This window comes from Corynebacterium sp. TUM25015, from assembly GCF_056393505.1.
Window position 1 is genome coordinate 1,182,992 of the sequence record NZ_CM150783.1, and the last position, 17,483, is coordinate 1,200,474.

The following is a 17,483-nucleotide window of genomic DNA, read 5'->3' on the forward strand; positions in this document are numbered from 1 at the left end:
TAAATGAAAATCGAGAACAATAAACAAAAAGGCAGGTCAAACGCGTGCGATTGTGGCCGAGCCTAATCTTGCCCGGACAGATTCCCGATTCAGCGACATTATGGTGCTGAATCGTGGTGATTGTGGTGGGGCCTAAGACCTCCAAGACCGCGCCTTCAACATCGCTACAAAAAGAGGCCGCAACTACTGCGAGTTTGAAGGTGGGGAATGTGAAATGGGGAGCTGTTCAGGTTCAGTTATCACTTCTCGTAGGGAAGTGGGACAATATAGCCCGTGACTACCTCAAATAACGCCAGCAACTCCAACTCTCCCGCCAATCAGCAGTCGTCCACGTCGTCCCAGGCCGCCTCGAGCGCTGCACTCGCCGACGATCCGCACTTTGAGATCGCCCTGGAGGACACCCTGCAGGAAGGCTTAGCTCCCAGTGTCATCACGGTCACCGGCCCCGATCGGCCGGGCGTATCCGCGGCCTTCTTCCGCGTACTATCCTCCTACGGGGTTCAACTCCTCGACATTGAACAGTCAGTCTTCCGAGGAAAGCTATCGCTGGCGGCGCTAGTGGGCGTCGGACAAGAAGACCTAGAGCCTCTCGGCGAAGGGCTGGAGGAAACTCTCGCATCCTATGGAATGCGAGTCAGCGTAGAAGCCGACGATAATCTGTCGAGCACGCGCCCGCACTCGACGCACGTGATGGTCGTGCTGGGACGTCCGCTGACTGCGACTCATATTTCCCGCATCGGCCAAACTCTGGCTGACTACGGTGCGAACATCGACACGATTACCGGTATTGCCGACTACCCAGTCACTGGGCTGGAGCTGAGCCTTACAGTCGCCAACCCAGCACCCGGTGGCGGTGTGCCCCTGCGCAAAGCACTTGCAACGCTCACGACGGAGGTAGGAGTGGATATCGCTATCGAGCGTGCGGGGTTGTCCCGCCGCGCCAAGCGCCTCATCTGCTTCGATGTTGATTCGACCCTTATTCAGCACGAAGTCATTGAGATGCTGGCCGCCTACGCAGGCCGCGAAGCGGAGGTTGCCGCGGTCACAGAACGCGCCATGCGTGGCGAGTTAGACTTCGCTGAATCCCTCCACGAGCGCGTCAAGGCACTGGCCGGTTTGGAAGCCTCAGTGGTGGAGAAAGTAGCACGTGACATTCAGCTGACCCCCGGTGCCCGCACGACTATCCGCACCTTGAAGCGTTTGGGGTACAAAACGGGTGTGGTTTCCGGTGGTTTTATCCAGGTCATCGAACCACTGGCACGCGAGTTGGACCTGGACTTCGCCCGCGCCAACACCCTTGAAATTATTGATGGCAAGCTCACTGGTCGGGTCATCGGCCCTGTGATCGACCGCCAGGCCAAGGCTGAGAGCCTGAAGGAATTTGCTTGGTCCAACGGAATTAAGTTGAACCAGACCGTCGCCGTAGGCGATGGTGCCAACGACATTGACATGCTGTCTACCGCGGGTCTGGGCATTGCGTTCAATGCAAAGCCAGCGCTCAAGGAGATCGCCGATACCTCGGTGAACTACCCCTTCCTCGACCAGGTGCTGTTCATCCTGGGGATTTCCCGCCACGAAATCGAGGATGCGGACCTTCGCGACGGTACTTACCGCCGCGTACCTATCGTCGAAGATTAATTGACGCCGTCGCGCTCACGGAGCTCGCGGCGAAGGATCTTACCGGTGGAGGACTTGGGGATTCCCTGCACGAATTCCACAATGCGAATCTTCTTGTAGGGAGCCACGCGCTCCGCAACGAAATCCATCACCTGCTGCTCGTTGAGTGCAGATCCTCGCTGGGCAACAACGAATGCCTTCGGCAGCTCTTCACCATCTGAAGCGCGATGTACGCCGACGACGGCGGCATCAGCGATCTCGGGGTGGCTCAACAGTACGGACTCTAGCTCTGCGGGCGGAACCTGGTAGCCCTTGTACTTGATCAGCTCCTTCAAGCGATCCACAATGTGGACGTTGCCCTCTGGATCGGAGTTAGCCAGATCGCCAGTGCGCAGCCAACCGTCGCCCGGTAGCGCGGCTGCGGTTTCCTTCGGCTTGTTCAGGTATCCGGCCATAATCTGCGGGCCGCGAACCCAGAGCTCACCGACCTCGGAGACACCCTCCGCGGGCAGCGGGATCTCTTCCAGGTTTTCCGGATCCACCAGCTTGCTTTCCGTGTTTGCGCAAGGCTTGCCGATGGAACCACGGTTAATGTCCTTGGATACGTTGGCATGTGCCAGCGGCGAAGTCTCAGTCATGCCATAGCCCTGCTGCACATGAATGCCCAAGCGCTTTTCCAACGCCAAGGCCAGGTCTTCATCCAATGTTGCAGCACCGCTAAAGAAGCTGCGCATTTGCGAAAGGTCATAGTTATCCACCATGGGGTGCTTGGCCAGCTGGACTGCAATAGGCGGCGCGATAAGAGTAAAGGTCACCCCGAACTTCTGGTGGTGCTCCAGGAAACTCTGCAGCTCAAAGCGCGGTACAACGACCAGCGTGGCGCGCTGCGCCAATGCCAGGTTCACCAGAGCGGTCAGACCGTAGATGTGGAAGAACGGCAGCACGGCGTAAACCTTGTCCTCCGGGCGCACAAGGTGAATGTCTTGCCCCTGCTGTACGTTCGCAACCAACTGACGGTGCATCAAACGCACTCCCTTTGGCAACCCGGTGGTACCAGAGGAGTAGGGGAGTACTGCCAGATCCTCATCCGGGTTAATCTCCACCGCGGGAGCCGTGCGGCGCTCCGCCATAATCTGTTGCATGCCCTTCGATGTATCCAGGAAGACGATGTTGTCCTCCTCGATTCCTGCATCCTTAGCCCCCTGAGCCGAGGCGTCACCAAGCGCGGCAACGGTGAGCAGCATCTTCGCGCCAGAGTCCTTCACCTGCTCCGTCACGCTTTCCGGCGTAGAAAGCAGAGATAGGGGAGAAGGAACTGCACCAATGCGCCACAGGCCGTACGCTGCGACGATAAAGTTCAAGGAGTTGGGCAGGTGTAGCGCTACTACGTCGCCCTTTTTGATGCCCTTGCTGGCCAGCCAGCCCGCCGTGGACTCAATGTAGTTCTGCAGCTGGGCAAACGTCGTTTCGGAGCCATCGGCAATGTCGATGACGGCGACCCGGTCTTCCTCCTCGGTGGAGAGGTTGCCGAAGATGTAATCGTAGAGCCCAAGCGGGCTGAGTTCGATGTCTGGGCGGTCGCTCTTAATGGGCATTGCGGCGGGCTCCTATCCGTACGCGGTTGTTCTTCCTCCCCACTCTAGTCGCCGTATGCTGTTACCGGCGTCACTTCTTTGGTTTTGGTTGTCTAACTTTTGGGGTGGTGTTAAACCAACCAGCTGGTCATCAAGGTTTTCCTGTTGAACTATGTGCAACATGGTGCATAATCTTTTAAAGCAGTTCTTTTATTGCTCGCGGGAACCTTCTGCCTGCCGCATGCATTACATAGCTGTCCTGAAGCGGTTTTCTGCTACCTGCATGACCAGCTTCAGTGCAGTCTTGTTGTTTCGCTGTTGTTGGTGGAAAGGAGGTGAACGATGAGCGACTCGATCGATAACGGAGGACACATGGTTGGCCCATCCGCTGGCGCCGAGGCAGACACCCCAATTCTGCCCTCCCTGGAGGAGCTTTTCGGCAACGACGCTCAGCTAGGCTCGGGATCCGGTTTTTCGGAACAGGAGCTCGACGACATGTTTAACCAAATGTTTGACGTGGCTGTCGACCCGAATACCGAGATGCCAGAGGGGGATCTCATCCCCGATTTGGATTCCTTCCCCGCGGAGGATGCTTCTGACGAAGTTGACCTTACGGATCTCGACGGTTCTTCTTCGACTCTGGATGACGCCACCTCGGTGGACGATCTCCCCAGTGAGGCTTCGGATAGTAACCCCGATACTGGCGATGAACTTCCAGACGATCTGACCGCTGGCACGGAAAGTCAGGAGGCCCCGGATGATCCGGCTGCCACGGACGATCTGGAGGGTCTCAACGATCTGGGCGACGGCCTGGATGGTGACCTTGATGATGCATACAGCGATCATTATGGGGACGATCACCCCGACGATCTGACCGACCTCAGCGGAATGTAAGGGGTGGCGGAATTGTCGACTAGCAACACCGTAAGGCAAGAACTCACCCGCGACGAGGAGCGCGACCTGCTGGCCAAAGCCCATGAGGGTGACCAGCAGGCTTTTGCGCGCCTGGCGCGCCAGGCTTGGGGGAGGATGTTTTCTGTTTGCTTGTCCATTACGGGCAATCGCGCTGACGCAGAAGATGCCCTGCAAAACGCTTTGACTTCAGCGTGGAAGAACATTGAGAAGTTTGATGGACGCGCGCGGTTCTCCACGTGGGCGTACCGCATTGCCTCTAATGCAGCGCTGCAGATCGTCCGCTCGCGCCGGGATGTGCCGGAGGAAGACGCAGGTGCGGATGAGGTCGCTCTGACCCCGGAGGTGGGGTCTCAGGTGACCTCTGCAATGGTTGTTCGAGAGGCGCTAGCTCAGTTGCCGGATGATTTCCGTGAAGTCATCGTGCTGCGGGAATACACCGGCATGAGCTACCAGGACATTGCTGCCCACCAGGGGATTCCGATTCAAACGGTCAAATCACGCATTAACCGTGCCCGTGCGAAGCTAAAGGCGGCATTGGTGGAGGCTGGCGTCACTAGCGCATAGGTAGGGCGGCCTCCTCGACTCACCAAGTCCCCTTTACGTTCCCCTCAAGAAAGTAATAGCCCCACAACGCTGAACACGTGCTCGGCGTTGTGGGGCTCTAGTTCGTGGAAACGGCTAGCCCTGTGGCATGAGGTTGAAGAACTTCAGCATTTCCTTGGTTTGATCCTCGGTTTGATCGAGCTGCCCATGGATCACGATGGCTGCCTTTTTCTCCGGGTACCAGGCGAGGGCATCGGGAATCGAGTATTTGCCACCGGAATAATAGATGATTTCAGGCCAGCCATTGCCTGCTTGCTGCAGAGTCTTGCCCTTTAATGTTGAGCTCTGGGCGTGGTCGTAGACCTTCTGACCATCGTCACCAGTTTGAATGTACTTAAAGCCGGTGTACATCGACTCGGAAGAGTGATCCTTGACAGAACTACTCTCGGGGAGGCAAGAATACATCTCCGTATCCATGGATTCGAACGCATCACTGAGGGAGAAGGGCTTTTTAGCCTTGGTATCGCAGCTAGTTAGGCGGTTGTAGAAGCCTGTCGGCATATAGTCTTTAACATCGGGCAGGAGGGAACTCAGTGGCTTGTAAGAGTCCGACTCGTACGGCGTACTCGTTGGGGTGTAAGGGCTAGCCTCAGTAAAGGGCGGATTTCCTCCGTCGTCACCACTTCCGTTTCCATCATTGCCACCACTGCTGAAAACGACGAATCCTACGGCCACGACCACTGCGAGGATTGCCAGGCACGCCGTGACCACCACCGGAGTGTTGGACTTCTTCGATTTCACTGCGCTAGCGGAAGTATGAGAACCGGCGAAGTTGCTAGGGCCGTAGGAATTGACCGAACTTGGAGCGAAAGCCGCGGTCTGCGGCGGACGGCTGAACGATTGCGTCGCGTTGGACGTGCCTTGGTGAGAACCGCTATTCGGACTCTGAGTCGGGTTCTGATATGGGCGGGACATGCCGGGAGAAGTTGCCGGATCAGGCTGGCCGGGGCGTGCAGCAGCTGCCGCAGCACCGGCACCGGCACCTGCATTGGCAGCGCTGGTATGTCCAGCGGAACCACTCGGGCGCATGCCTTGAACCGGAGCGCCGCCGGTAAACCCACGCAGCGTCGCAGCCAGTGCGCCTCGGCTCACCACGGTCTTCGGGTCGTCGAGCGTCATGACCGTGCCGACTTCACCCAGCCGATCCTGAACAAATGGAATACGCGACGATCCGCCGGTCATGTAAATTGGGGTCTTCGTGGAATCGACGCCCGCTTGGGTCAGAGCAGCACGGGTCAACTCGACGCAACGCATAATGGATTGCTCAATGATGCCGTTGAACTCGTCGCGGGTGATCAGCAAGTCGGTTTCCCCGTGGGGAGTAGAGACGCTGATCGTTGCGGAGGAGGTATCTGACAGGATCTCCTTGGCCTCGCGAATACTGGATTCCAGTGCATGCACCGTGGTGATCGGGGAGGAGCGCACGTAGTCAGCCAGATCCGGGTCATCGTGTTCCAGCTGATCCAGAACCCAGCGGTACATCAGGTTGTCGATTGTGCGGCCGCCGAGGCTGTTATCGCCCTTGGCCGCCACGACCTCGAAGTTGCCGTCCTGCTTCGCCTGCAGCACTGCAATGTCCAGGGTGCCGCCACCGAAGTCAAACACTGCGACGTGCGAGCCTGGCGAGACGGACTGTTGCGAGGCGTAGTGGATAGCAGCAGCGCGCGGCTCGGAAAGCACGCGCAGGTTCTGTTCCGGAATACCTGCGGCGACGGCACTTCGCTTCAGCTGATCTACGGAGTGCGCAGACCAGGCCTCCGGGTGAGTAAGGGTGACTGTCGCGGGATCCTGGTTGGCATGCTGAGCCTTGCCGGAGCGGAGTACGGCACCCAGCACGGAGCCCACAACCTTCGTCAGTGGGAGATCGCGAGCTGCGAGCTGTACCTCGTCGTGGTCGATGTAGCGCTTCGGGCTGAGGAGCAGGCGCGAGGGATCGCGACGGCCACGAGCCAGGGCGGAGTCACCATTAAGCAGTTTCGGTTCACCATCGTTGGCGGCATGGGCGCCTGTCGAGGAATCGAGAAACACCGCAGAAGGCATAATGTTGGAGCGGTGCGTCAACGCGAGGGCAGTGATGTCTCGACCCATCGGGCTTTGGTGCGCGGCAGCCGTATTCGAGGTTCCGAAGTCGATTGCCAGGTGCCATGCGTTGGTCATGAAAAGTACAGCTCCTGAATTACATGTTTTTAAGGCATAAGTAGCTTACACTGTAGCGCCTTGTCTGGCGCTTAATGTGTTGCTTGCAATGCCGATTGGAAAGAACCCAGCAGACGTTCGCGCGCCTCGTCCTCCGCCGCAGACAGCGGAGACATGGACATTTGCTGGAGTTCCGCGATTTGATTTTCAATTGCATCACGGACTTGCTCGATCGGCGTTTCGCGAGGCAATCTCACGGTTTCGGCGGGGTGGCCGGCTGTCACTGCGGCTCGAAGCAGCGGAAGAAGGCGCGAATCAGGGGTGGTTGCATACGTATTGCGGTAGCTGCGGTACAGCATGACGAAGTGCATTCCCGGCTGAGCCAGGGTCACCGACTGCACCCACCGCACGTGCTGGAGGTCTGGGTGGTTGGAGGCCAGGTCGTCCAACACATCCAGCATTCTTGCTGCGCGCTGAAGTACAGCGAAGTAGGTGATGTCGCCGGTGAGGAGGTGCACGAGCTCCGACACGCCGGAAGTTTCTACCATCCAGTTCACAAGTGCAGGCGCTCCGCCCTCGGCGGCGATGCTGCGTCCGGCAAACACACCGTATTCACCCATGACGTCCAGGAGATTGTCGCGGGTAGTTGCCGTGAAATTCGGCACGATCTGGGACGGATCTTCGGCCTCTAAAAGGTCAAGCAGCCCTTCTCGATCCAAATGCGCCAACATGCTTAACTGTCGAGCCACTTCGCCAGTGACCTTGCCCGTCAGTGCCGATTCGGCCATCAGACCCGAGAGCGGAATGGTGCGCTGCACCGTGCTCACCAGCTTCTTTTGAATACTGTCGGCGTGCTGGCGCGCGTGCTGCAGCGGATCGATAGGGCCGAAAGCACCGGAGCCGAAAGAATCCGCACGGGAAAGGATGCCCACTGTATTAAGGGGCGTCATACCCAACTGGGAAAGGAACTGCTTTTCGTCTTCGCGCGGCGCGGAGTCCGACAAAAAGACAAGGCAGTCGGCCCAACCACTTGCGCGGCGCGTATCCTGCTGCCCGTCGACGAGAACGCGTCGCGTGCGTTCTTCGTTTTCTACCGTCAGGGTGGCAGTACCAGGCGTATCGATCAGGGTGAGTTCTTCTAGCCGTCGGTTGGGCAGGAACTGGTCAATATAGTCGACTTGGTTAAGCGGTACCCCAAGGGCGTTCAACGGACCGTTGTTGAGCGGTACGCGGAGAACCTGCCCGTCGACAGTGTGAATCTCGGCGCGGGCGGGCGCGCCGCTGTGATACATGCTGACAGCCATGGTGCATTCCAGGGCACCGGTGGCGGCAATGAGATTCTCGGTAAGTGCATTAACCAGTGTGGACTTGCCGGACTTCAAACGACCAACAATGGCTACTCGCGGCGGGCGCGTAACCATGAGGCGCAGCTCATTGGCGCGGGCGGCGAGATCCGGTGAACCACCGGCTAAGGCATCCACCGCCTGCGTTAGCAGCAGGGTCAGGTCGGACACACGCTGGCTCAGGTGCGCAGAGGCCGACCGAATCTGATTCTCCTGGGTCATCTACGTCCCCTCCTTACATTCTGGCTGGTGCTGATACCGGTACGCCTTGTTGAGCAATTCGGGAGCCCGACCGCGCCTTCAGAGTTTCCAGATGCTCGTCCAGCTCGCTAATGGTCTGATTGACGATATCCAGGTTCTTTTTTAACCGGGAGATTGTCTGTTTGCGCTGGGCTTCGGACTCGCGGGCGATCTTTTGGGCGGATTCGATCTTGCCCTGCAGGTTGCGCTGCTCGTGTCGGATGGCGGAACGATGACGCAGCAAGATCTCCGTCCTGCCCGTGGTAATGGTGATGTCGATCATGCGGTTGATGGACGTGCGAGTCGTTGCGATGGTCTCGCGCAACCAAGACAGCAGATACTGCTTACCGTTGCGCATCGCGCGATAGCCCATGTTCACGCCGATCCAGGCAGCCGCGGCAACTGGTGCGAAGGGGATAACCACCGTCAGTGCACCCGCACCCACCAGACCCATGGTCAGCATTGAGGGATCCACCAACCCCGTGGTCTTCTTTTCCACATCATGGCTCAGCGACTGCGGCGGAGCCATCGCGGCGAAGATTTGCTGCTGCACCTGGTCCACCATGTCCTGGCGGCCTTGGAACAATTGGTTGGCGCGCGCCAGAACCTCGCCGACCATCGACATCACGGTTCGCTCCATGATTTGCCGCAGCTCGATCTCAATTTGGCTGGTAAATACCTGCGGTTTACTGCGCAAAACGCGCATTCCTTCGGAGTTAATGCGGTTTGTCCAACGCGTCTTCACATCCGTCAGTGCCGCGTCCATTCCAGCGGAAACCTTGTTGCGACTCAGCTGAATATCGCGCATGAAAAGCTGCTCCCACTCGCTGGTGGAATCGCGGAAAGCTTCCAGTCTGCGCTTTTCCACCTCGAGCTCCCCGACGGCGTCGCTTGTTTTGTCGTATAGCTTGATGTCGCGCTGGATGTCAGTCGTGATCGTCTGCATCGTGGACTTGGTGATCTCCAGCGCGGTCACGGTGCCGAGGTTGCCCGGCGAGTTCACATGATTGATGATCTGTTGACGCAGCTCAGCAATGCCGCACCGGCGTTCGATCTCTCTTCTTTTTTCTGGTGACGCCAATTCCGCCGCGTCCAATGCCCGCAACGAAGACACACCAATGACTGGGATGTCCAGCCCCAAGTGCTCGGCGATAAGGCGTTGGTCATCGGCGACGATGGAACGCCAGCGGCGCACATTCTTGTCCGTCTTGGTGACTGCAACGATGACGCTTCCGACCTGCTCGCGTGCACGGCGCAAGATATCCATTTCTGGTGCGGTGATCGGAGTGGACGCATCGCAAACCATAAGCAACACGCCGGCGTTGCGGGCTTCAGTGAGGGAGGCTGCCACCGCATGCTCATCGAGTCCGCCTACGCCAGGGGTATCAATGATTGTCACTTTGCCCAGACCAGAGTAGGGAACCAGCAGCTCAGCGGCACTCGGAAGAGAGGCTACTTCCTTACTGTCCTTCGGAGCTTGGTTGATGGCATCAACTGCCTCCTGGGTCACCCAATTCTTCAGTTCAGATGGGTCAATCGGATCATGTTTCGTGCCGCGTACAAGACGTGCCAGCACTGGTTGGTCGTCACCTTGGTCGGGTTCCGTGTGAATGCGAATCGGGGCGCTGGTCGTGGTAATGACGTCCACCGGAAGTAAATCACGCCTGCCAACCAGGGCATTGACGAGGGAGGATTTGCCACGCTTGACCTCGCCGATGATAACTATGGCTGAGGTGCGGTACTTCGCATTGACGAGTCTTTGTACACGATCCGCAACATCGTGCATCTTGTATTTTCTGGCGATGGTGGCCCCGCGTTCGACGCTGGCCTGAGGTGAGCGGCCCGACGCGTTCAAGGTGGGGGTCACGGTAATAATCGCCTTTCTGCTTGGTGTGCAAATGCCATTCTAGTATGCCGACAAACTATGGCTTCGGGAATCTGCAAGGTTCGGGTTGTTTGTTATTACCCCCGAAATTACGTTTCGGATTCAATTGGCGGAAATGTCCTAATAGCAGGGATAACAGTGGATTTGGGGTGAGGGGGCGTCCAGAACAAATACCCCCAAGGAACATCTGCTGGGGGTTGGCCATTCAATAACCGACAGGCAGCGAGAAAGAGCCTGAAGGATACTAAGAGCAACACTGCAAGCCACGCACCCGGCTACAGATACTGAAAGGAAACACACACAATGTCCAACGAGAACCTGAACAACGGCAACACCGGCAACAACAACGGCATGACCACCCCCGGCAACGCTGGCAGCGCGGAGCACTCCCTGGGCCGCTGGGACGTACTGGACGCTAACGGCAACATGGTTGAGGGCAACATCGTCGGTGCACAGGACACCAACGGTGACGGCGAGAAGGACACCTACCAGGTAGACATCAACGGCGACGGTCGCCCGGATGGCACGGTCTACGACAAGGACGGCGACAAGGTGACCGACCGCGCGGAGATGGACTACGACCAGGACGGTATCGTCGACACGGTCTACCAGGACATTGACGGTGACGGCGTGGTCGACCACGTGGAATCGGACACCACCAACGACGGCATGATGGACACCAAGGCAACCGACTACGACAGCGACGGTGCGACCGACAACGTGAAGTTTGACACCAACGCCGACGGAGAATACGACGTCACTGCTTACGACTACGACAGCGACGGCAAGGTTGACAGCGTTGGTTACGATACCGACGGCGACGGGATCTCCGACTACTCTGAGTATGACTCTGACGAGAATGGCATCATCGACGGCTCCTACGGTGAGGGTGCTCCGACCGCAGCACAGAAGGCCGTAGGCGACGACATCTGGAACTCCACGGGTGGCGCCGGCGCGCCGGCTGGTCAGACGCAAGCGCAGGGTGCAGCTCCGGAAGCGGCGGCAGCACCGGATGCAGCTGCTGCTCCGAAGGAAGAGGCACCGAAGGAAGAGGCGCCGAAGGAAGAGGCACCGAAGGAAGATGCCCCTAAGGAAGAAGCACCGAAGGAGGCCTCCGAGGGCGACGCACCGGCAGACGCTGCAGGTGCAGCTGGTAGCTCCAACCTGCAGTCCACCGGCGCAGGCGAAACCGCTCCGGACGGCGGGGAGTACGTAGACCTGGATGGCGACGGCCTCTCTGACGGCATTACCTACGACAGCGACAACGACGGCAAGATCGACACTGTTGAGCTGGACACCGACGGCGACGACCAGGGTGACACTGTCTACCTAGACACCAATGCCGACGGTCGGGTCGACCAGGCGCACGAGGACATCGACAACGACGGCTTGACCGACGAGGCTCTGCTGGACAACGACTTCGACGGCATCGGCGACTCCAAGGTTCACGACTACGACAACGATGGCGTATACGAGTCCTCCGAGGACGTATACACCGAGGACGTTGCCCCGACCATCGATGACCTGCTCGGCGGCGGCGCAGACCAGCCGGCACCAGCTGGCGACGACAGCGCAGACCTGGCCTAAGACCTAGCCTGAGGAAATAGCTGGCGCCAGCCAGTTAGTCCGCAACAAGGCGGCGCAGTGCACCCCGCACTGTGTCGCCTTTTGTTGTGTACCAAAAATCTGGCATGGAACGGCGTATGTAGCTGCCGTAGCGTTTTGTCTCCAGGCGCTGATCCAGCACTGCTACCACACCGCGATCGTCGACCGAACGCAGCAGTCGGCCAGCGCCTTGAGCCATAAGTAGAGCTGCGTGGTTCGCTGCAACCTCCATAAAGCCGCTGCCACCGCGTTGGTCGGCAGCTTCTTGCCGAGCCTGCTGAAGTGGATCGTCGGGTCGGGGGAAGGGGATGCGGTCGATGAGTACAAGGGAAAGCGACTTGCCCGGTACATCCACACCCTGCCACAGCCCTAGAGTGCCGAAGAGGCACGCTGACTGGTTCTTGCGGAATTTCTCCACCAACGTGGACATCGAATCCTCACCTTGCAGCAGGATGTCGTAGGGTACCACCGTGCGCAGCTGGTCGGCCATGTCTTCGGCAGCGCGCCTGGAGCTGAAAAGCCCCAGGGTGCGTCCGCCCGCAGCATTGATGAGCTGGGCGGCTTCGTCTACGGAGGCATCGCTGGCGCCGTCGCGCCCCGGTGGTGGCAGATGCCGGGCGACGTAGAGAATGCCGTGGGTGCGGGCATCAAAGGGCGTGCCGGCATCTAGCGTGGCGGTGTTTTTGGGCAGCCCCCAGCGGGCCAGCATGGAGGTGAACTTTCCTCCCAGAGCCAGCGTGGCCGAAGTGAGGATCACCGTGTTGCGGCCAAAAAGTCGCTGCCGCAGTAGGTCGGCTACGCTCAGCGGGGCGACACGCACCACATGCTTGGGACCATGCGTGCCGGCGTCAGCGGTGTACCAGACCACGTCCTCGCCGAGGAGATCCTCAGCGGTCGCGCTGTCCTCGCCCTGAGAATCAGCGGCACCCTCGCCGACGCGAGAGGCATTGAGGATCCGCACGCACGTATCGTTGAGTTCCTCGGTCGCCACAATCACCGCCAGCCGTTCGGAGGCTTTTTGCGAATCATTCGCGAACTCGGATGCGGGAATGCCGCTGACCTGTCGGTTCGTTTTCCATGCCGCATCTCGCAGGGCTGCGAGCGGCACCTGTAGGTTCTCCGGCACCCCCGTCCAGCGCCCCTCGATGCCAGTGCCGAAACGGTCGTTGCTTTTGGACGCCGCCGTCTCCGTCTTTAGCGCCTCAGTCCACCTGTCACCTGCTTCGGCCAGGGCATCCCCTGCGGCATCGGCACCGGACACTGTCAACTTCGCAGCGCGCTTCGCCAGCACGGCGATGGAGGTGGGGGAGAGTTCCGCTGTGGCGACGGAGGTAATACGGTCTTCTAGTTCGTGGGCTTCGTCCACGATGACGGTGTCGTGCTCAGGCAACACGGGAGCGTCCACAAGAGCGTCAATCGCCAGCAAGGCGTGGTTGGTGACGACGATGTCGGCGTCTGCGGCGTGATTCCGGGCGCGCTCAGCAAAGCACTGTTCTCCAAAGGGACAGCGAGTAGCACCGAGGCATTCGCGGGAGGAGACACTGACCTGGCGCCAGGCACGGTCGCTCACGCCTTGGGGAAGGTTATCGCGGTCGCCATCTTCAGTTTCTCCTGCCCATTCGTGCAGGCGGGCGACTTGCGCACCGGTGGCGGAGAGCTGCGAGCGATCCAGCAGGGATTCTTCGGCTTCCTCCACGCCGCTATCGGTCTGTGCATTGGAAACCTTGTTGAGGCACAAGTAGTTGCCACGCCCTTTTTGAATAGCGAACTCCAAGGGGCGGGGAAGCTCCGGTTCGAGAGCCTTAGCCAGGCGTGGCAGGTCACGTTCCACGAGCTGGCGCTGCAGAGCGATCGTCGCGGTGGAGACGATAACGGGGTACGCGGAATCTATGGCCGCGGCGATGCTGGGGATCAGATAGGCCAGGGACTTACCGGTACCGGTGCCGGCCTGCACCGCAAGGTGGTGTTGCTTGTCTATCGCATCGGCTACGGCGGTGGCCATTTTCTGCTGTCCGGGGCGCGGAGCCCCGCCGAGGTCGGCGACGGCGAGGCTCAGCAGGTCGAGGACGTTGGAGGTCATAAATTTCTAGTTCTAAGGTGGCTCTTTTGGGCTTTCCTTGACCTTATTAGGCCTTGATGTGGCGTACCTGCAGGGCGGGCTCGTCACGGGTGAGAGCAAGGCCTTCCCACGGCAGAGACACGAGCTGCTGGGCGCAGTGGGCGCGGGACTCTTCCAAGGTGTGCAGCCCTTCCACCAGCTCGCCATCGCGAACCATCGGGATGGTTAATTGGGTGCTGTTAAGTCCATCGGCTTGGGGCAGATCGCTACCCATGGGGAAGGTGACTTCCTCCACAGCGGTGCCGGACGGGCGGCTAAAACGTGCAGCGTCCTTCGCCCCGCCCAGGCTGGCCTTGCCGCGAGAGCGCTTGGCGACGGGCACTCCGTCGACCTCCACAAGCTTGTAGACCAATCCAGCGGTCGGTGCACCGGATCCCGTAACCACCGAGGTGCCGACGCCAAAGGAATCCACAGGCTCGCTGCGCAGCGCGGCGATGGAGAACTCATCCATGTCGGAGGACACAACGATCTTGGTGTTAGTTGCTCCAAGCGAATCTAGCTGGCGGCGCACGCGCCGGGTAAGCACACCGAGATCACCGGAATCGATGCGCACGGCGCCGAGCTCGGTGCCGGCTGCGGCGATGGCGTTGTCCACGCCTTGGGTGATGTCATAGGTATCTATCAGCAGGGTGGTGTCGGTGCCGAGTGCAGCGACCTGCGCTTTAAAGGCGGAAAGTTCGTCTGGCGTTCCGTCAGGGCGAGTGTGCAGCAGGGTCCACGCGTGCGCCGCAGTGCCGGAGGCAGGGATGCCATAACGCTGCGCAGCCTCCATGTTTGAGGTCGCCACAAAGCCAGCCAGGTAAGCAGCACGCGCGGAGGTGACCGCTGCGTATTCGTGGGTACGACGGGCGCCCATGTCGATAATCGGACGCTCGCCCGCGGCGGTGACCATGCGGGCAGCGGCACTTGCGACAGCGGAGTCCATATTCAGGATGGATAGGATTACCGTTTCCAGGATCACGCATTCGCCGAACGTTCCGCGCACCGTCAGTACAGGGGAGTGTGGGAAGTACAGTTCGCCTTCCCGGTAGCCATCAATGTGGCCGGAAAACCGGAAATTACGCAGATACTCCAGGGTTTCGTCCCGTAGGAAGTCAATTCGATCCAACTGTTGGTCGGTGAACACGAAGTCGCGTACCGCGCTGAGAACGCGAGCGGTACCTGCGATCACTCCATAGCGACGCTCGTTGGGTAGGCGTCGGGTGAAGACCTCGAAGGTACAGCTGCGGTTCACCGTGCCATCGAGGATGGCCGCCTCGAGCATGGTCAATTCGTACTTGTCCGTCAGTAGCGCGGAGGAGCGGGTGCGGGACCCCGTGGTTTCTGTGGTGTTATCGTTCACCCGCTCCATGCTAGTCCACGCTTGTCCACGGACCCGGCAGCGAAGACAGCCAATGTGGGTACTCTGGGAACTATGACTTCTCCAGCTGCTCCCGCCGCTACGCCCGTAGCGGACAAATTGCCTGAGACACTAACGGAGCCCAACCTGCCGTGGATGTGTATTTGTTGGGACGATCCGGTGAACCTGATGAGCTATGTGACCTATGTCTTCCAAACGGTGCTGGGCTATTCGCGCAAGCGTGCCACCGAGCTGATGATGCAGGTGCACACCGAGGGGAAAGCCGTGGTGAGCTCCGGTGAACGGGACAAGGTTGAGGGGGACGTAAAGAAACTGCAGACCGCCGGGCTGTGGGCGACGATGCAGCGGGCGGACGGGTAGGCGTCAATAAGGAAGGAAGGAGCGAACATGCAGCCGTGGACGAAAAAGAATAGCTTGCTGCGCGGGACTCGTTTTCATACGCAGCTAGAGCCACTCGAACGCGAGATGCTAGGTGATTCGGCAGTGGCGGTTTCCGACAAGCTGATGGAGCGCGCTCGGACGGCGCCGAAGGACGAGCTGGCAGAGTTAACGGGCATGGCCAGCGGACATGCTGATGCGCCACGAGATCCGGGGTTGGCGCGGTTGCTGCCGAGCTTCTTCCGTGAGGGGGATGAAGAGGTCGAAGGGGATGCAGCCCTGACCCGCCAGCTGAACGAGACGGAAATCATCAAGTCGAAGCTGACGAACCTGCGCTTTGTGGTGGACTACCTGGGACCCAATGGTTCCGTAAATGTCTCGTTGACGCAGGATGAGGTTCAACCGTGGCTGAGTGCGATTAACGATATTCGCCTGTACCACTCGGCGCAGTTTGAGGAGTTCAAGAAGGACCTGATAGGCGAGGGCGAAAACTCCGACCAGGCAATGGCTGCGCAGAACTACCTGGATTGGCTGGGGTACCACCAAGACAATCTGCTTTCGGCGATGATGGGCGAACAATGAGTGTGGAACTCTTTGGCTGCACGCCCGGGCCCACAAATTCCTTAGCTGATGTAGCAGGCATTGGAGTGGGGCACGCCGTGTGCGAGGACGGTGCCGGCGATTCGGGCGTCACCATGATTGTTGCGCCGAAGTCCGCCACCGCCAGCGTTGATGTGCGGGGCGGTGGGCCGGGCACGCGGGAGACAGATCTTTTGGAGCCCCACAATACGGTGCAGGCCGTGCACGCTATTGGTCTTTGTGGTGGCTCTGCCTTTGGGCTTGACGCCCTCACGGGGGCGATGGCCGAATTGGAGCGCAGAGGAATTGGCTTCCCTGTGCTGGGGTCCGAGCACCCGGGCAAATTGGTGCCGATTGTGCCGGGCGCGGTGATTTTTGATCTGCTTCTGGGGCGCTGGGATTCTCGGCCGGATGCGGCTACGGGGGTTGTAGCGACGGCGGCGGCACTTGATGTTGTGGAGGCAGTGGACACACGCGACATAGCGGAAAATGGCAATGTCGGGGCGGGGTTGGGCGCATCCGCAGGTGCGCTTAAAGGCGGTTTTGGGCAGGCCAGTGCGGTATTCCCTGCAGATACTCCTTTAGCCGGGGTGACTGTGGCAGTTGGCATTGTGGTGAACCCACAGGGGGCAGTTTTTGATCCGGTCTCCGGTATCCCGTGGGGTGTTTCTGCAGAGTTGGATGGAGAATTCGCGCGCTACGGACTCGTGGACGGCCTCGTTGATGGTGGGGCGGTGGGCGCTGAGGGCGTCGAAAGACTAAAGAACCGGAACATGCTCGGCACGAAGCTAACGGAAGAGATGCTGGCGCCGAGGCTCAATACGACAATCGGGGTGGTGGCGACGGACGCGCCAGTATCGAAGGCACAGGCGAAGAGATTGGCGCTGGCAGGGCATGATGGGATTGCGCGGGCGATTCGACCTGCCCATATGCCGATGGATGGCGATACGCTGTTTGCGATGGCGACTGGGGAGAGGACGGCCGTAGACGATATCGCTATGAGTATGTTGTCGGCCACAGTGGCGAACACTGTGGAACGGGCGATTGTGCATGCGGTGCTGGCGGCAGAGACAGCCTTCGGGGTGCAGAGCTGGCGTGATGTGGTTCGAGGTGGATAAGGAACGTGGCT

The 17,483-nt window shown here is 59.5% G+C and carries 13 protein-coding genes; 7 read left to right on the forward strand and 6 right to left on the reverse strand.

Annotated elements, in window-relative coordinates:
• The first annotated feature begins 273 nt into the window (after positions 1 to 273).
• The gene (serB, locus tag AC06DS_RS05315) at positions 274 to 1,638 is read left to right on the forward strand and encodes a phosphoserine phosphatase SerB (RefSeq protein ID WP_477100117.1); all 1,365 of its coding nucleotides are present in this window, start codon (positions 274 to 276) and stop codon (positions 1,636 to 1,638) included.
• Here serB and AC06DS_RS05320 read toward each other — a convergent pair.
• Positions 1,635 to 3,212 carry an AMP-binding protein gene (locus AC06DS_RS05320; RefSeq protein WP_477100118.1) on the reverse strand — a complete coding sequence of 526 codons (1,578 nt, stop codon included), beginning with the start codon at positions 3,210 to 3,212 and terminating at the stop codon, positions 1,635 to 1,637. The genes serB and AC06DS_RS05320 overlap by 4 nt on opposite strands.
• Before the next feature lie 321 nt (positions 3,213 to 3,533).
• Here AC06DS_RS05320 and AC06DS_RS05325 point away from each other — a divergent pair, with 321 nt between their 5' ends.
• Together AC06DS_RS05325 and AC06DS_RS05330 are read left to right on the forward strand one after the other, a co-directional pair.
• Positions 3,534 to 4,085, forward strand: a complete 552-nt coding sequence (locus AC06DS_RS05325) for a hypothetical protein (protein ID WP_476728423.1) — start codon at positions 3,534 to 3,536, stop codon at positions 4,083 to 4,085.
• A 12-nt stretch (positions 4,086 to 4,097) separates the two neighbouring features.
• Positions 4,098 to 4,670: an RNA polymerase sigma factor gene (locus tag AC06DS_RS05330; protein WP_293791869.1), complete on the forward strand. Its 573-nt coding sequence runs from the start codon at positions 4,098 to 4,100 to the stop codon at positions 4,668 to 4,670.
• 114 nt (positions 4,671 to 4,784) lie between these two features.
• Here the strand turns inward: AC06DS_RS05330 and AC06DS_RS05335 are convergent, their stop codons facing one another.
• The 3 genes from AC06DS_RS05335 to AC06DS_RS05345 all read right to left on the reverse strand — a co-directional run bounded on the left by AC06DS_RS05335 (position 4,785) and on the right by AC06DS_RS05345 (position 10,295).
• Positions 4,785 to 6,866, reverse strand: a complete 2,082-nt coding sequence (locus tag AC06DS_RS05335) for an Hsp70 family protein (protein WP_293791868.1) — start codon at positions 6,864 to 6,866, stop codon at positions 4,785 to 4,787.
• Between the two features lie 71 nt (positions 6,867 to 6,937).
• A complete protein-coding gene (locus AC06DS_RS05340) occupies positions 6,938 to 8,410 on the reverse strand; it encodes a GTPase (RefSeq protein ID WP_293791867.1) in 1,473 nt (490 codons plus the stop codon).
• 13 nt (positions 8,411 to 8,423) lie between these two features.
• Positions 8,424 to 10,295 (reverse strand): dynamin family protein, encoded by a 1,872-nt coding sequence (locus AC06DS_RS05345; protein ID WP_477100119.1) that lies wholly within the window; start codon positions 10,293 to 10,295, stop codon positions 8,424 to 8,426.
• Between the two features lie 321 nt (positions 10,296 to 10,616).
• On the opposite strand from AC06DS_RS05345, the gene AC06DS_RS05350 reads away from it, so the two are divergent.
• Entirely contained in the window at positions 10,617 to 11,900 is a 1,284-nt protein-coding gene (locus AC06DS_RS05350) for a hypothetical protein (RefSeq protein WP_477100120.1), read from the forward strand.
• 34 nt (positions 11,901 to 11,934) lie between these two features.
• On the opposite strand, the gene AC06DS_RS05355 is transcribed toward AC06DS_RS05350, so the two are convergent.
• Together AC06DS_RS05355 and AC06DS_RS05360 are read right to left on the reverse strand one after the other, a co-directional pair.
• Complete coding sequence (locus AC06DS_RS05355) at positions 11,935 to 13,998, reverse strand: ATP-dependent DNA helicase (protein WP_477100121.1); 2,064 nt, start codon at positions 13,996 to 13,998, stop codon at positions 11,935 to 11,937.
• 46 nt (positions 13,999 to 14,044) lie between these two features.
• Positions 14,045 to 15,388 (reverse strand): nicotinate phosphoribosyltransferase, encoded by a 1,344-nt coding sequence (locus tag AC06DS_RS05360; protein WP_293791861.1) that lies wholly within the window; start codon positions 15,386 to 15,388, stop codon positions 14,045 to 14,047.
• A 63-nt stretch (positions 15,389 to 15,451) separates the two neighbouring features.
• Between AC06DS_RS05360 and clpS the strand changes: the two genes are divergently transcribed.
• From clpS to AC06DS_RS05375, 3 genes are read left to right on the forward strand one after another with little or no spacing between them, the layout of a single operon-like run.
• Positions 15,452 to 15,757 carry an ATP-dependent Clp protease adapter ClpS gene (clpS, locus tag AC06DS_RS05365; RefSeq protein WP_011273166.1) on the forward strand — a complete coding sequence of 102 codons (306 nt, stop codon included), beginning with the start codon at positions 15,452 to 15,454 and terminating at the stop codon, positions 15,755 to 15,757.
• 27 nt (positions 15,758 to 15,784) lie between these two features.
• A complete protein-coding gene (locus AC06DS_RS05370; protein ID WP_476728430.1) occupies positions 15,785 to 16,357 on the forward strand; it encodes a DUF2017 domain-containing protein in 573 nt (190 codons plus the stop codon).
• Positions 16,354 to 17,472, forward strand: a complete 1,119-nt coding sequence (locus AC06DS_RS05375; protein ID WP_477100122.1) for a P1 family peptidase — start codon at positions 16,354 to 16,356, stop codon at positions 17,470 to 17,472. Before AC06DS_RS05370 ends, AC06DS_RS05375 begins: the two co-directional genes overlap by 4 nt.
• Positions 17,473 to 17,483: the final 11 nt, after the last annotated feature.

What these genes read in the sequence shown, in the direction of transcription:
- AC06DS_RS05350 (WP_477100120.1), top strand. Translation starts at nt 10,617, where the DNA reads ATGTCCAACGAGAACCTGAACAACGGCAACACCGGCAACAACAACGGC.
- AC06DS_RS05375 (WP_477100122.1), top strand. Translation starts at nt 16,354, where the DNA reads ATGAGTGTGGAACTCTTTGGCTGCACGCCCGGGCCCACAAATTCCTTA.
- AC06DS_RS05340 (WP_293791867.1), bottom strand. Translation starts at nt 8,410, where the DNA reads ATGACCCAGGAGAATCAGATTCGGTCGGCCTCTGCGCACCTGAGCCAG.
- AC06DS_RS05370 (WP_476728430.1), top strand. Translation starts at nt 15,785, where the DNA reads ATGCAGCCGTGGACGAAAAAGAATAGCTTGCTGCGCGGGACTCGTTTT.
- AC06DS_RS05360 (WP_293791861.1), bottom strand. Translation starts at nt 15,388, where the DNA reads ATGGAGCGGGTGAACGATAACACCACAGAAACCACGGGGTCCCGCACC.
- AC06DS_RS05325 (WP_476728423.1), top strand. Translation starts at nt 3,534, where the DNA reads ATGAGCGACTCGATCGATAACGGAGGACACATGGTTGGCCCATCCGCT.
- AC06DS_RS05320 (WP_477100118.1), bottom strand. Translation starts at nt 3,212, where the DNA reads ATGCCCATTAAGAGCGACCGCCCAGACATCGAACTCAGCCCGCTTGGG.
- AC06DS_RS05335 (WP_293791868.1), bottom strand. Translation starts at nt 6,866, where the DNA reads ATGACCAACGCATGGCACCTGGCAATCGACTTCGGAACCTCGAATACG.
- AC06DS_RS05355 (WP_477100121.1), bottom strand. Translation starts at nt 13,998, where the DNA reads ATGACCTCCAACGTCCTCGACCTGCTGAGCCTCGCCGTCGCCGACCTC.
- clpS (WP_011273166.1), top strand. Translation starts at nt 15,452, where the DNA reads ATGACTTCTCCAGCTGCTCCCGCCGCTACGCCCGTAGCGGACAAATTG.